The 13,153-nt window shown below is 61.5% G+C and carries 11 protein-coding genes; 7 read left to right on the forward strand and 4 right to left on the reverse strand.

Translation table 11 applies throughout. The features are described 5' to 3' along the window. Positions 1–689, reverse strand: a 689-nt coding sequence (gene rdgC, locus ADK28_RS23265; RefSeq protein ID WP_048796794.1) for a recombination-associated protein RdgC, incomplete at its 3' end; no start/stop codon positions are given. A 217-nt stretch (positions 690–906) separates the two neighbouring features. Here rdgC and mak point away from each other — a divergent pair. From mak to ADK28_RS23280, 3 genes are all read left to right on the forward strand, one after another. Next, on the forward strand, positions 907–1,821 hold the full coding sequence (mak, locus tag ADK28_RS23270; RefSeq protein ID WP_048796822.1) for a fructokinase: 915 nt from the start codon (positions 907–909) through the stop codon (positions 1,819–1,821). Between the two features lie 102 nt (positions 1,822–1,923). Continuing rightward, positions 1,924–2,157: a type II toxin-antitoxin system Phd/YefM family antitoxin gene (locus ADK28_RS23275; protein ID WP_016928893.1), complete on the forward strand. Its 234-nt coding sequence runs from the start codon at positions 1,924–1,926 to the stop codon at positions 2,155–2,157. Further along, positions 2,154–2,540: a type II toxin-antitoxin system VapC family toxin gene (locus ADK28_RS23280; protein WP_019454226.1), complete on the forward strand. Its 387-nt coding sequence runs from the start codon at positions 2,154–2,156 to the stop codon at positions 2,538–2,540. Before ADK28_RS23275 ends, ADK28_RS23280 begins: the two co-directional genes overlap by 4 nt. Here ADK28_RS23280 and licT read toward each other — a convergent pair. From licT to sbcD, 3 genes are all read right to left on the reverse strand, one after another. Next, positions 2,537–3,385 carry a BglG family transcription antiterminator LicT gene (gene licT / locus ADK28_RS23285; protein ID WP_033641162.1) on the reverse strand — a complete coding sequence of 283 codons (849 nt, stop codon included), beginning with the start codon at positions 3,383–3,385 and terminating at the stop codon, positions 2,537–2,539. The two genes, ADK28_RS23280 and licT, sit on opposite strands and share 4 nt — an antisense overlap. Positions 3,386–3,616: 231 nt before the next feature. Continuing rightward, positions 3,617–6,868 (reverse strand): exonuclease subunit SbcC, encoded by a 3,252-nt coding sequence (gene sbcC / locus ADK28_RS23290; RefSeq protein ID WP_048796795.1) that lies wholly within the window; start codon positions 6,866–6,868, stop codon positions 3,617–3,619. Next, the gene (gene sbcD / locus ADK28_RS23295; protein WP_048796796.1) at positions 6,865–8,097 is read right to left on the reverse strand and encodes an exonuclease subunit SbcD; all 1,233 of its coding nucleotides are present in this window, start codon (positions 8,095–8,097) and stop codon (positions 6,865–6,867) included. The genes sbcC and sbcD overlap by 4 nt, the downstream gene beginning before the upstream one ends. Before the next feature lie 215 nt (positions 8,098–8,312). Here sbcD and phoB point away from each other — a divergent pair, with 215 nt between their 5' ends. The 4 genes from phoB to brnQ all read left to right on the forward strand — a co-directional run bounded on the left by phoB (position 8,313) and on the right by brnQ (position 13,123). Beyond that, positions 8,313–9,002, forward strand: coding sequence for a phosphate response regulator transcription factor PhoB (phoB, locus tag ADK28_RS23300; protein ID WP_004940438.1), 690 nt, complete (start codon positions 8,313–8,315; stop codon positions 9,000–9,002). A gap of 24 nt (positions 9,003–9,026) precedes the next feature. After that, a complete protein-coding gene (phoR, locus tag ADK28_RS23305; RefSeq protein ID WP_048796797.1) occupies positions 9,027–10,343 on the forward strand; it encodes a phosphate regulon sensor histidine kinase PhoR in 1,317 nt (438 codons plus the stop codon). Positions 10,344–10,357: 14 nt separating this feature from the next. Next, on the forward strand, positions 10,358–11,320 hold the full coding sequence (locus ADK28_RS23310; RefSeq protein WP_033641159.1) for a PstS family phosphate ABC transporter substrate-binding protein: 963 nt from the start codon (positions 10,358–10,360) through the stop codon (positions 11,318–11,320). A 486-nt stretch (positions 11,321–11,806) separates the two neighbouring features. After that, on the forward strand, positions 11,807–13,123 hold the full coding sequence (gene brnQ / locus ADK28_RS23315) for a branched-chain amino acid transport system II carrier protein (protein WP_016928887.1): 1,317 nt from the start codon (positions 11,807–11,809) through the stop codon (positions 13,121–13,123). Positions 13,124–13,153 lie beyond the last annotated feature (30 nt).

Raw genomic sequence — 13,153 nt, forward strand, 5'->3', positions numbered from 1 at the left:
GTCACCAGCTTGCCGGCTTCGATGTGCACCGCGATTTCGTCGCTGATCAGATTCTGCTTCTTGCAGCGGATCACGCCGCCTTCTTCCAGAATCGCTTTCAGTTCCGCTTCATCCTGAATGGCGAAGCCGGCCGGCATCTCGCCGGAACGCACCCATTCGGTCAGCGTCAGTTCGATTGGGCTTTCCATGGTCAGCGGCACCACCGGCAGCGAGCCGAGGCTTTTGCGCAGCAGCGCCAGCGTGTCTTCGGCGCGTTTGGCGCTGGCGGCGTCGACCATGATCAGATCGTTGACGGTGTCGATCCACATGAAGGTCTGGTTGAAGCGGCTGAACGCGCGCGGCAGCAGGCTGTGCAGCACTTCATCTTTCAGCGCGTCCTTCTCGGTTTTCTTCAGTTTGCGGTGTTGCTCCGCCTCCAGGCGCTCAATCTTGGCCTGCAGCTCTTGCTTGATCACCGGCGACGGCAGGATTTTCTCTTCCTTGCGCGCGCAGATGACGATCTGGCCGTTGACCGCGTGCGTCAGCGCATCGCTGTGCGAGCCCATCGGGGAGACCCAGCCGGTCTTCGCCATGTCCTGGCTGCCGCACGGCGTGAAGGCGAACGCGCTGAGTTGTTTTTCCATTTCATCCGCGTTTAACGCCACTTCGCGGCTCAAACGGTAAACCATCAAATTCTTAAACCACAGCATAATGTTATCCCTGGCTGGGCGTGCGTTCGGCACGCTGATTCGTCAAAAGCAGGGCGGCATGATAACGAATTGACGCTGAAAAATCGCCCCATTCTCTCCGAATTGCGTCGCTTTGCGCACCGGGGAAGGACGGGACGGAGAATGGGAAACAGGTGATTCATTCGCGCGCTTACATTAGGCTGTGACAACGCTGCGTGGCATCGAGGAGAAAAAATACGTGCGCATTGGCATCGACTTGGGTGGAACAAAAATTGAAGTGATCGCGTTGGCGAATGACGGGCGGGAGCTGTTTCGCCATCGCATCGCCACGCCGCGCCATGACTACCGGCAAACCCTGGCGGCGATCGCCGGACTGGTGAAACTGGCGGAGGATCATACCGGCGAACGAGGATCGGTCGGGATCGGCATTCCCGGCACGCTGTCGCCGTTTACCGGGCGGGTGAAGAACGCCAACTCGGTGTGGCTCAACGGCCAGCCGCTGGATAAGGATCTGTCGGCGCTGCTGGCGCGCGAGGTGCGCATCGCCAACGACGCCAACTGCCTGGCGGTGTCGGAAGCCACCGATGGCGCCGGCGCAGGCGCGAAAACCGTGTTTGCGGTCATCATCGGCACCGGCTGCGGCGCCGGCGTGGCGCTGAACGGCCAGGCGCATTCCGGCGGCAACGGCATTGCCGGCGAATGGGGCCACAACCCGCTGCCGTGGCAGGATGACGATGAGCTGCGTTACGCCCGCGAAGTGCCGTGCTACTGCGGCAAACCGGGCTGCATCGAAACCTTTATTTCCGGCACCGGTTTCGCCACCGACTATGCGCGCCTGAGCGGCAACGCGCTGCAAGGGCATGAGATCATGGCGCTGAGCGAGCGGGGCGATGCGCTGGCGGAGCAGGCGATCGTACGTTACGAAATGCGATTGGCGAAATCGCTGGCGCACGTGATCAACATGCTGGATCCGGACGTGGTGGTGCTCGGCGGCGGCATGAGCAACGTGGATCGCCTGTACCGCACGGTGCCGCAGCGAGTGAAAGACTGGGTGTTCGGCGGCGAGTGTGAAACGCCGATCCGCAAGGCGGTTCACGGCGACTCCAGCGGCGTGCGCGGCGCGGCCTGGCTGTGGCCGCAACAGCAGCGCTAAGCGTTGCAACAAAGCGCGAGGCTGCTCGCGCTTTAAACCCTTCACTGTACAAAAACTGGACGGCGCTTTATGCTTTAGCTAACTTAGCTAAGGAGGACGCGTATGCCGATTCAGGCCAATATGCACGAAGCCAAATCCAATCTGAGTCAGTTGGCGGACAGAGCCGCGGAGGGAGAAACCGTGATTATTGCAAAAGCAGGGAAGCCGTACGTACAGCTGGTCGCCATCAAGGGGGAAGCGCGCCGCCCTGGCGCCGCCAAGGGCAAGTTCACCGTGCCGGCGGATTTCAACGCGGGGGATGCGGCCATTGCGGCGTTGTTTGAGGGCGATGAATGAAGCGCCTGTTGCTGGATACCCACGCGTTGCTGTGGTGGTTGATTGATGACGCCTGTCTGGGCGCGAACGCCAAAAGGCAGATCGCCGATCCGGGCAATGCGGTGTACGTCAGCGCGGCCAGCATTTGGGAGATCTCGATCAAGCAGGCGCTGGGCAAACTGGCGCTGCCGGAAGACATCTTTGCGATCATCGAGGCCGAGGATTTTCTGTCGTTGCCTATGGACGCCTTTCACTGCCAACAGGCCGGGCAGCTGCCACCCTATCATCAGGATCCTTTCGATCGCATGCTGATCGCACAGGCGCAGGCCGAGGGGCTGACGCTGATCTCCGCCGACGCGGTGTTTCCGCAGTACGGCGTGCGGGTGGCGGACGCCCGCCGTTAAGCCGGCTTTTCCTCGCTTTCGCTGCGCACCCGTTCGATATGAATGGTCAGAAACATCATCTCTTCCGTGGTGAGCTGATGCTGATAGTGCTTTTCGATGTGGCGGTTGATCTTGCCGGCGCAGGCGAAAGACTCGCGGTATTTCTCTTTCACGACCTGATACAGCGAGTCGTCGTCGCTGTCGACGTAGTTTTTCCCCAGCAGGCGCTGGGCGAAGAACTTCAAATGGGTGACGAAGCGGTGGTAGCTTAGGGATTCCTCGTTGTAATCAAAGCGGAAATGGTATTTGACCAGGTTGAGGATCTCTTGCATCACGCGGGTGATGTGCAGCGTGTTATGCATCTCGTCGTTAAGCTGAGCGTTGACCAGGTGCAGGGCGATAAATCCGGCTTCGTCTTCCGGCAGCGCGGTATCCAGCCGCTGGGCGATCAGGGCCAGCGCCTCCAGCCCAACGGCGAACTCGGCCGGGTAGAGCTTTTTAATCTCCCACAGCAGCGCATTTTTGATATCCAGCCCTTGCGCATGGCGCTGCAGGGCGAAGTGGATGTGATCGGTCAGCGTGATGTAGACGATGTTATGCAACTTGCCCGGCAGGCGTTCGCGGGCGAGGGTGATGATCCTGTCGGCGGTGGTGACGCAGGCCAATGGGATCTCTGCGAGCAGCTCTTTATAGCGCTCGGCGATTTCACCGCCGTTATGGGTGAACACCTTTTCGATCAGGCTTTCGTCCAGCGTATCGCCGGGCTTCTTTTTAAAGCCGATTCCTTTTCCCATTACCACCGTCTCTTCCTGACGGTCGTCCAGCGTAATCACCACGTTATTATTGAGTATTTTAGCGATTTTCATGGTTTTTCCCGGTGTTTCAGCATCCTGAAAACGAAAAAACCTGACGCCCGGAAGCGATCCCGGGCGTCAGGTTTTGCCTGTATTTTATGTTTCTGTCCTGCGGCCTGAGCGGCGAAGGGGATACAGTAACAATCCTGTTATGCCTGCATAATAACCCGTGCTTGCCGCGGCTCAACGCTTTTCACTGCGGAGTGCCGCCGCGGTCACACTTCTGCGCCGCGCGCGGCGGGATCATTCCAGCCTGAAGTGCGCCTCCAACCGGCTGACGCCGAGCCCGTTGACCTTTTTCACTTTGATCTGCACCGGAATACGCTCTTTCATCGCCTCGACGTGACTGATCACGCCAATGGTTTTGCCGGAGGCGTTCAGACTGTCCAGCGCGTCCAGCGCGGTATCGAGGGTTTCGGCATCCAGCGTGCCGAAACCTTCGTCGAGGAACAGCGAGTCGATGCTGGTTTTGTGGCTGACCAAATCGGACAACGCCAGCGCCAGCGCCAGGCTGACCAGGAAGCTCTCGCCGCCGGACAGGGTGCGGGTATCGCGCAGCGCGTCGGCCTGCCAGGTGTCCACCACCTGCAGCTCCAGCGCGTCGCTGGTCTTGCGCTGCAGCAGGTAGCGCCCGTGCAGCCGGCCGAGTTGAAGGTTGGCCAGATACACCAGATGATCGAGCGTCAGCCCCTGAGCGAAGCGGCGGAATTTGTCGCCCTCTTTTGAGCCGATCAGCTGGTTGAGGCAGCTCCAGTCGTCGTAGTCTTGCTGGCTGCGGGCGATCTGCTCGAACAGCGCCTGTTGATTGAGACGGCGTTCGGCGTCGCTTTCCAGCTGGTTGCGCAGTTCGCCCTGGCGCAGCTGCAGCGCCTTCAACTGCTGTGCCAGTTCGGCCAGCGATTGGGTGAGCGCATCGAGATCCGCGTTGGCTTCATCCACCCCTTCAGGGCGGTTTTGCCGGTGCTGCTCCAGCGTTTGCGTCGCCTGCGTCAGCAGGGCGGCGGCCTCCACCTGCCGCTGTTGCAGCTGTTCTTTGCGCTGTTTCAATTCGCGGCGCAGGACATCGTCCAGCAGCGCGGCGGTGAAGGCGGTTTCATCGGCGAATTCGCTGTCGGCCAGCGCCTGCTGCCACTGCTGCTGCGCCTGCTGCAGCCGCTCCTGCATCTGAGTGTGTTGATGTTGCAGCCCGGCCTGCTGGCCGGCCAGGCGTTCGCGCAGTTCCTGCGCCTTTTGCCACTGCTCGGCGGCCTGAACGCTGGCCTGTTCGCAGGCGGTTTGTTTGGCGCGCAGCTGTTCGCGCACCTCGGCGACCTGCTGTTCGCCGAACAGCGCCAGCCGCTGCGCGCGTCGTTCGGCAAGGGTCTTCTCGCCTTCTTGCCAGCGTTGATGCAGCTCTTGCTGCTGTTGCAGGCTGTCGGCGTGGGCTTTCTGCAGCAGCGTAAAGCGTTCTTCGAGCAACGCCAGCTGTTGCTGCGTCTGCTGCTGCTGCGTTTGCAGAGCGATGAGCGCATCCTTCGCCTGCTGTACCGCCTGCGCCGCCTGTTCATGCTGTTGCAGCGCGTGTTGCCCGCGCCGTTCTTCGTCGTCGCAGCCGTTCAGCCAGGCGCTGAGTTGCTCGCCATCCGCCAGCGTAAAGTCGAACGCCAACGGCGCGCTGAGCTGCTGCCACTGTTGCTGTTGGCCGGCCAGCTGTTGTTCATCCTGCGCGATGGTTTGCTGCTGACGCTGCAATTGCTGTTGCAGGTTGTCGTAACGGGCTCGCAGCTCGACGCCTTGTTTTTGCAATGCTTCGGTCTGGGCTTTCATTTGCTCCAGACGTTGCGCGGTTTCTGACAGTTTTACCTCTTGGTATTGTTCTACCGCCGGGTGCTCGCATGAGCCGCACAGCGGGCAGGGGGCGCCGGGTTGCAAACGGGCGCGCTCGGCCTCCAGACCCACGATCCGTTGTTCCAGCGCATAGGTTTTTTCAACATCGGCCTGGTGGGCTTTCTGCTGCTTAAATTGCTGACGGATGAGTTCTAGCTGTGGTTCCAACTGGGTAAGTTCATGTTGGCCGCTGTTTAGCTCTTGCCGCTGCTGTTCCAGCCGTTTAACGATTTGCTGCGATAAAGAAGCGAGAGCAAATAACTGCCGGCGCGTCGGGCGCAGATCCGCCAGGGCACTCAGGCGTTGGCGCAGCGGGGCCAACGGCGTTTGCGCCTCCAGCGCCTGTTGCTGCTGTTGTTGAACGGCTAGCGCTTCGGTCAGCGCGTTCAACTGCTGCTGATGCTGTGCGGCCTGCGTCGTCAGTTGGCTGCGCTGGGCGGTGAGCTGCTCCAGCGCGGTCTGCTGCTGGGCGCATTGCTGCGCGGCGGCATCGCCGGCCTGTCGCCGCTCGGCCTGTGTCGACTGCAGTTGGGCTATTTGATGGTCGAGCGGGGCCACCTGGTCATCGATCAACTGTTGCTGTTGCCGCATATGCTCGGCATGGGCTTGCTGCGCCAGACGGGTTTTTTCCACCGCCTGCTGCAGCGGCGCCAGCTGCACCGAGTGCTGTTCCTGTTGTTGCGTCAGCTGGGCTGCCTGCTGTTGTATCGTCTGCAGCTCGGCGCGGCAACGATCGCGTTCGCCGCGCAGCGGCCGCAATTTCTCGGCCGGCTCGCTGCGCGCCAGCCGCTGCAGCTGCGGGGCGGCCTCCACCTGCTCGCGCTGGGCGGTGTCCAGCCGCAATTGCCCCTCGCTTTGCTGTTGCCGGAGGCGTTGCCATTGCTGCAGCCAGCTCAGCGCCTGTTGCTGCCGCTGGGTTTGCTCGCCGAGGGCGATTTCCTGCGCGCTCAGCGCCGTCAGCTGTTCGGTCAGAGACTGGCGCTGCTCGTCGTTCAGCAGTTCGATGCCGCTGGCGCGTTGATGCAACGCATCCAGGTCGGTTTTGGCCTGCTTGTGCGACTCGAACACCTGTTCGGACAACCGCCCGTAGATTTCGGTGCCGGTCAGCTCTTCCAGCAGTTCGGCGCGATCGTTGGCGTCGGCGTTGAGGAAGGCGGCGAACTGCCCCTGAGACAGCATCATCGATTTGGTGAAGCGGCCAAAGTCCAGCCCGGTGATGGCGGCGGTAAGCTCCAGCTTGTCGCGCACCTTGTCCGCCAGGATCTTGCCGTCCTCGCGGCGCGCCAGTTCGACCTTCGGCGCCTGCAGATTGCCGTCCGGCGCGTTTTTGGCGCGGCGCTGGCTCCAGAAGGCGCGATAGCCGACGCCCTTGACCTCGAATTCGACCTCCGCCAGCGATTCGGCGGTGTGGCGGGTCATCAGTTCATTCTGGCTCGGCGTGACGTTGAGGCGCGGCGTTTGGTGGTACAGCGCCAGGCAGATGGCGTCCAGCAGGGTGGTTTTGCCCGCGCCGGTCGGGCCGGTAATGGCGAACAGGCCGTTGCTGGCGAACGGCTCGGCGGTGAAGTCAATTTTCCATTCGCCCTGCAGCGAGTTGAGGTTTTTTAACCGCAGGCTGAGGATCTTCATGGGTTGTTCTCCTCGGCGTTCTGCTGCACCGCCTCGACCACCTGGCGGAACAGTTGGTGCATCCGCCGTTGGCGCGCTTCGGGCATGTCGGCCTCCTGTGTCAGACGCCGTTCGAACACCTCGTTGACGCTCAGCTCGTTCAGCGTTTCTTTATCCTGCTGCGCGATCGCCTGGCGGCGCTGCTCTTTACTGCGCCGCAGCAGCACCACTTCCACCGGCAGCTCATCCGCCATCAGCTGGATGCGGCGCTGGATGTCGCTGAGGTAGTCCTGCGTCGCCACTTCGATATCCAGCCACACCGGCAGCTCGCCGGCATAGTCGGCAAATTGCCGCAGCTGCCGTTCGATCTCGGCCAGATCGCCTTTGATCAGTTGCATGGGCTGAAACTGCGGGATCGTTAACGCGTCTACCCGCTGCAAAGCGCCGTCGGCGAAATCGACCAGGAAGACGCTTTTGGCTTTGCCCAGCTCATCGAAACTGAGCGGGATCGGTGAGCCGCTATAGCGAATATGCTCCGATTTGGCGACGTTCTGCGCGCGGTGAATGTGGCCGAGCGCGATATAGTCGGCGGGCGGGAAGGCCTGCGCCGGGAAGGCGTCGAGGGTGCCGATATAGATGTCGCGCACCGAGTCGGAGGTGGTGACGCCGACGGTGGTCAGGTGGCCGGTGGCGACGATCGGCAGCGGTAGGCCCAGCTGGTCGCGGCGCTCGCAGGCCGCCTGATACAGCGCTTGGTAATGTTCGGCGATGGCTTCCTGCAGCGCCTGCTGTTTCTGCGCGCCGGATTCGCCGGCGCGGCTGGTGAGCAGGTCGCGCGGCCGCAGGAACGGGATGGCGCACAGCACCGCGCCCGGCTGGCCGTCGCGTTGGTTAAGCACCACGATCTGCTGTTCCGGGGCGCCCTGCGCGCTGGCGATCACCGTGGTGTTCAGGCAGGAGAGCAGTTCACGCGATTCGTTCAGCGTTGCGACCGAATCGTGGTTGCCGCCCAGCACCACCAACTGGCAGCCGGTGCGCTGCAGTTCCACCACGAAGCGGTTGTACAGCTCGCGGGCATAGCTGGGCGGCGAGCCGGTATCGAACAGATCCCCGGCGACGATCAGCGCATCCACCTGCTGCTGTTCGATCTGTTCGATCAGCCAGTTCAGAAAAGCCTGGTGCTCGGCGGCGCGGCTTTTGGTGAAAAAGTACTGGCCAAGGTGCCAGTCAGAGGTGTGGATCAGGCGCATGACACTCCCGGATGTGAAGATAATGGCGATGATTATAAAGGCCGCGGCGGCGGCTGTCCCGGCGCAATGATGATGACAACCGGATGATTTTTCTTTACTGCGGGAAATAATCGCTATGCTTACTGCCTATAACAGCCGGTTTTTTTCATAAAAGTGTCACAAAACTGACGCATAATGGCGCCCGAAAAGTCGCTAACACATTGGCAGGATTGACGATGGCAAGACGCATACTGGTGGTGGAAGACGAAGCGCCGATCCGTGAGATGGTGTGCTTTGTGTTGGAACAGAATGGTTACCAACCGTTGGAAGCCGAGGATTATGACAGCGCCGTGACGCGTCTGTCTGAGCCGTTCCCTGATTTGGTGTTGCTTGACTGGATGTTGCCCGGCGGTTCCGGCATTCAGTTTATCAAACATATGAAGCGCGAAGCGCTGACCCGCGATATCCCGGTGATGATGCTGACCGCGCGCGGCGAAGAAGAAGACCGGGTGCGCGGCCTGGAAGTGGGGGCGGATGATTACATCACCAAGCCGTTCTCGCCCAAGGAGCTGGTGGCGCGCATCAAAGCGGTCATGCGCCGCATTTCGCCGATGGCGGTGGAAGAAGTGATTGAAATGCAAGGGTTGAGCCTGGATCCGTCCTCCCACCGCGTAATGGCGAACGATCAGGCGCTGGACATGGGGCCGACCGAGTTCAAGCTGCTGCACTTCTTTATGACCCACCCGGAGCGGGTTTATAGCCGCGAGCAGTTGCTTAATCACGTCTGGGGCACTAACGTTTATGTGGAAGACCGTACCGTTGACGTGCATATCCGTCGGCTCCGCAAGGCGTTAGAAACCAGTGGGCATGATAAAATGGTTCAAACCGTTCGGGGCACCGGCTACCGGTTCTCAACGCGCTACTGATCGCGCCGCGCTGGAGAATATGCCGTGTTAGAACGTCTGTCGTGGAAGAGGCTGGCTTTGGAGCTGGCTCTTTTCTGTCTGCCCGCCTTACTGCTGGGGCTGATTTTCGGTTATCTGCCCTGGTTCCTGCTGGCCTCTGCGCTGGCTGCGCTGGTGTGGAATTTCTACAACCAGCTCAAACTCTCCCATTGGCTGTGGATCGACCGCAGCATGACGCCGCCGCCCGGCCGCTGGAGCTGGGAGCCGCTGTTCTATGGCCTGTATCAGATGCAGCAGCGCAACCGCCGCCGCCGGCGCGAGCTGGCGCTGCTGATCAAGCGCTTTCGCAGCGGGGCCGAATCGCTGCCTGACGCGGTGGTGATGACCACCGTCGAAGGCAATATCTTCTGGTGCAACGGGCTGGCGCAGCATCTGCTCGGCTTTCGCTGGCCGGAAGACAATGGCCAGCACATCCTTAACCTGCTGCGGTATCCGGAATTCAGCCACTATCTGCAACAGCAGGAGTTTTCGCGCCCGCTGACGCTGCAGCTGAACAACGAACACTACGTCGAATTCCGCGTGATGCCCTATTCCGAAGGGCAACTGCTGATGGTGGCGCGCGACGTCACCCAGATGCGCCAGTTGGAGGGCGCGCGGCGCAACTTCTTCGCCAACGTCAGTCATGAACTGCGCACGCCGCTGACGGTGCTGCAGGGCTATCTGGAGATGATGGGCGACGAAGAGCAGGATGGCTCGCTGCGCAGCAAGGCGCTTAGCACCATGCAAGAGCAGACCCGCCGGATGGACGGGCTGGTCAAGCAGCTGCTGACGCTGTCGCGCATCGAGGCGGCGCCCAATGTCGACATGAACGAGCGGGTGGATATTCCGCTGATGCTGCGGGTGTTGCAGCGTGAGGCGCAATCGCTGAGCGGCGGCAATCACGAGATCACCTTCCGGGTGAACGAACAGCTCAACGTGTTCGGCAATGAAGACCAGTTGCGCAGCGCGGTGTCTAACCTGGTGTACAACGCGGTCAACCACACGCCGAAGGGCACCCATATCGAAGTCAGCTGGCAGCAGACGGCGCACGGCGCGCAATTCCAGGTCAGCGACAACGGGCCGGGCATCGCCGCCGAGCATCTGCCGCGCCTGACAGAGCGTTTTTATCGCGTCGACAAGGCCCGTTCGCGCCAGACCGGCGGCAGCGGGCTGGGGCTGGCGATCGTCAAGCACGCGCTCAGCCATCACGACGCGCGGCTGGAGATCCTCAGCGAACCGGGGATCGGCACCCGCTTTATCTTTACCTTGCCCAATCGGTTGATTGTTCCCGCCGCTTTATCAGAGAATGCGGTGGAAAATTAACGCGAGACACCGGTATGACCCGAATTACCCGAGGGCTGTTGCTTTGCCTGGCGCTGCTGGCCGGACGCGGCGCGCTGGCGCAGCCTGACGGCATGTTGGCGGGCAACCTGTCCAGCGTCGGCTCCGACACGCTGGCGAATTTGATGGCGCTGTGGGCGCAGGATTTCAGCCAGCATTATCCCAACGTCAACCTGCAGATCCAGGCCGCCGGTTCGTCGACCGCGCCGACCGCGTTGGCGGCGGGCGCCGCGCAACTGGGCCCGATGAGCCGGCCGATGAAGGCGGCCGAGGTTTCGGCGTTCGAACACCGTTACGGTTATGCGCCCCTGGCGGTGCCGGTAGCGGTGGATGCGCTGGTGGTGTTGGTGCATCAGGACAATCCGCTGCGCGGCCTTAACCTGCAGCAGCTCGATCGCATTTTCTCCGCCACCCGGCGCTGCGGTGAAAGCCAGCCGCTGACGCGCTGGGGCGAGCTGGGGCTGCGCGGCGACTGGGCGACACGCTCGCTGCAACGCTTCGGCCGCAACTCGGCGTCCGGCACCTACGGCTATTTCAAACTGCGCGCGCTGTGCGGCGGCGATTTCATGCCGCGCGTCAATGAGCTGCCTGGTTCGGCTTCGGTGGTGCAGGCGGTGGCCGGTTCGCTCAACGGCATCGGCTACGCCAGCATCGGTTTTCGCGCCAGCGGCGTGCGGCTGCTGCCGCTGGCGGAGTCGGGAGAAGACTATGTCGCGCCTACCGCCGCCAACGTGCGCAACGATCGCTACCCGCTGTCGCGCTATCTGTATATCTACATCAACAAAGCCCCCAATCAACCGCTGGAGCCGCTGACCGCCGCGTTCCTCGATCGCGTGCTGTCGACACCAGGGCAAAGCCTGGTCAACCACGACGGCTATCTGCCGCTGCCGCCGGCCGCCCTGCAGAAGACTCGTCAGGCGCTCGGGTTGCCACCGCTCGCGCCGGCCACGGCGCAATAAGCGACAAAAATCGGCGTAATTTTCGCCTTTTTTCACGGCAAAACGGAGCTTATACCACGCGAAAACCGGGAATTTATTGGCGTTTTCGCGCGGTAAAGCGATATATGCTTCACGTTTCGTGAATTCATTGTTCAAAAATGATACAAATCATGTAGTGTATATTTATTGATAGCCAATATGATCGACTGGTGGCTAAAGTTTATATGGTCGATAGCTCTGCTTTTCGCCGTGCGTCTTGCCTTGAAGCGCTATAAACGTTTACCTTAGCCTTCGTTGTCGGATTAAACCTCCATTTTTATAACTCCTAAAATTTTGCCCATCTTCATGAGCGGCCACTTTCGAATAGGGACATAAACGCCGGATCGACTGCGTTTAGGGTGCTTATTAGGCGCTGCGACGATCGGGCATGCCGGCAACCGGGTGGGGCGTTTCGCCACCACGCTATCGGACAATTTTTTTTCATTTGAACAGGCAACACGACATCGTATGAGTCATCGTTTAACGTCAAAAGATATCCTGGCACTGGGCTTCATGACCTTTGCCTTATTCGTTGGGGCCGGGAACATCATCTTCCCGCCGATGGTCGGCTTGCAGTCCGGTGAACACGTCTGGATCGCTGCGCTGGGCTTCCTGCTCACCGCCGTGGGCCTGCCGGTCATCACCGTCATCGCGCTGGCGCGCGTCGGCGGCGGCATCGACGCCCTCAGTTCGCCGATCGGCCGCGGCGCCGGCCTGCTGCTGGCGACCGTCTGCTACCTGGCCGTCGGCCCGCTGTTCGCCACGCCGCGCACCGCCACCGTGTCCTTTGAGGTGGGCATCGCCCCGCTGACCGGCGACGGCGCCATGCCGCTGTTCATCTACAGTCTGGTGTACTTCGCGCTGGTGATCGGCATCTCCCTGTATCCGGGCCGTCTGCTCGATACCGTCGGCCACGTGCTGGCGCCGCTGAAGATCGTCGCGCTGGCCGTACTGGGCATCGCCGCGCTGCTGTGGCCAGCCGGCGCGCCTATCCCGGCGACGGCGGCTTATCAGAGCGTGCCTTTCTCCTCCGGCTTCGTTAACGGCTATCTGACCATGGATACGCTGGGCGCGCTGGTATTCGGCATCGTTATCGTCAACGCGGCGCGCTCGCGCGGCGTGAAAGACGCCGGTCTGTTGACCCGTTACACCATTCTGGCCGGTTTGATCGCCGGCGTGGGCCTGACGCTGGTTTATCTGAGCCTGTTCAAGCTGGGCTCCGGCAGCGGCGCGCTGGTGCCTGACGCCACCAACGGCGCGGTGATCCTGCACGCTTACGTTCAGAACACCTTCGGCGGCCTCGGCAGCTTCTTCCTGGCGGCGCTGATCTTCATCGCCTGCATGGTGACCGCGGTGGGCCTGACCTGCGCCTGCGCCGAGTTCTTCGCGCAATACCTGCCGTTCTCTTACAAGACGCTGGTGTTTATCCTGGGCCTGTTCTCGATGGTGGTGTCCAACCTCGGCCTGAGCCACCTGATCCAGATCTCCATTCCGGTGCTGACCGCGATTTATCCGCCGTGCATCGTGCTGGTGGTGCTGAGCTTCACCCTGCGTTGGTGGCACAGCGCGCCGCGCATCATCGCGCCGGTGATGCTTGTCAGCCTGTTGTTTGGTATTCTTGACGCGGTGAAAGCGTCCAGCTTCCAGCAGCTGCTGCCGGCCTGGTCCACTCACCTGCCGCTGGCGGAGCAGGGGTTGGCATGGTTGCCGCCTTCGCTGCTGATGTTGGCGCTGGTCGCGATTTATGATCGGGTGTGCACGCGTTCTCAAGTGACCGCGCACTGATAATCCCCCGGCTAAATCCAGGGCCACGGA

Origin of the sequence: Serratia sp. 506_PEND (assembly GCF_001076875.1) — a bacterium.
In the GTDB taxonomy this organism is placed as follows: Bacteria; Pseudomonadota; Gammaproteobacteria; order Enterobacterales; family Enterobacteriaceae; genus Serratia; species Serratia marcescens.

Excerpts from the sequence above, each read along its gene's own strand:
- ADK28_RS23275 (WP_016928893.1), top strand. The coding sequence starts at position 1,924 with ATGCCGATTCAGGCCAATATGCACGAAGCCAAATCCAATCTGAGTCAG.
- ADK28_RS23280 (WP_019454226.1), top strand. The coding sequence starts at position 2,154 with ATGAAGCGCCTGTTGCTGGATACCCACGCGTTGCTGTGGTGGTTGATT.
- licT (WP_033641162.1), bottom strand. The coding sequence starts at position 3,385 with ATGAAAATCGCTAAAATACTCAATAATAACGTGGTGATTACGCTGGAC.
- sbcC (WP_048796795.1), bottom strand. The coding sequence starts at position 6,868 with ATGAAGATCCTCAGCCTGCGGTTAAAAAACCTCAACTCGCTGCAGGGC.
- sbcD (WP_048796796.1), bottom strand. The coding sequence starts at position 8,097 with ATGCGCCTGATCCACACCTCTGACTGGCACCTTGGCCAGTACTTTTTC.
- phoB (WP_004940438.1), top strand. The coding sequence starts at position 8,313 with ATGGCAAGACGCATACTGGTGGTGGAAGACGAAGCGCCGATCCGTGAG.
- ADK28_RS23310 (WP_033641159.1), top strand. The coding sequence starts at position 10,358 with ATGACCCGAATTACCCGAGGGCTGTTGCTTTGCCTGGCGCTGCTGGCC.
- brnQ (WP_016928887.1), top strand. The coding sequence starts at position 11,807 with ATGAGTCATCGTTTAACGTCAAAAGATATCCTGGCACTGGGCTTCATG.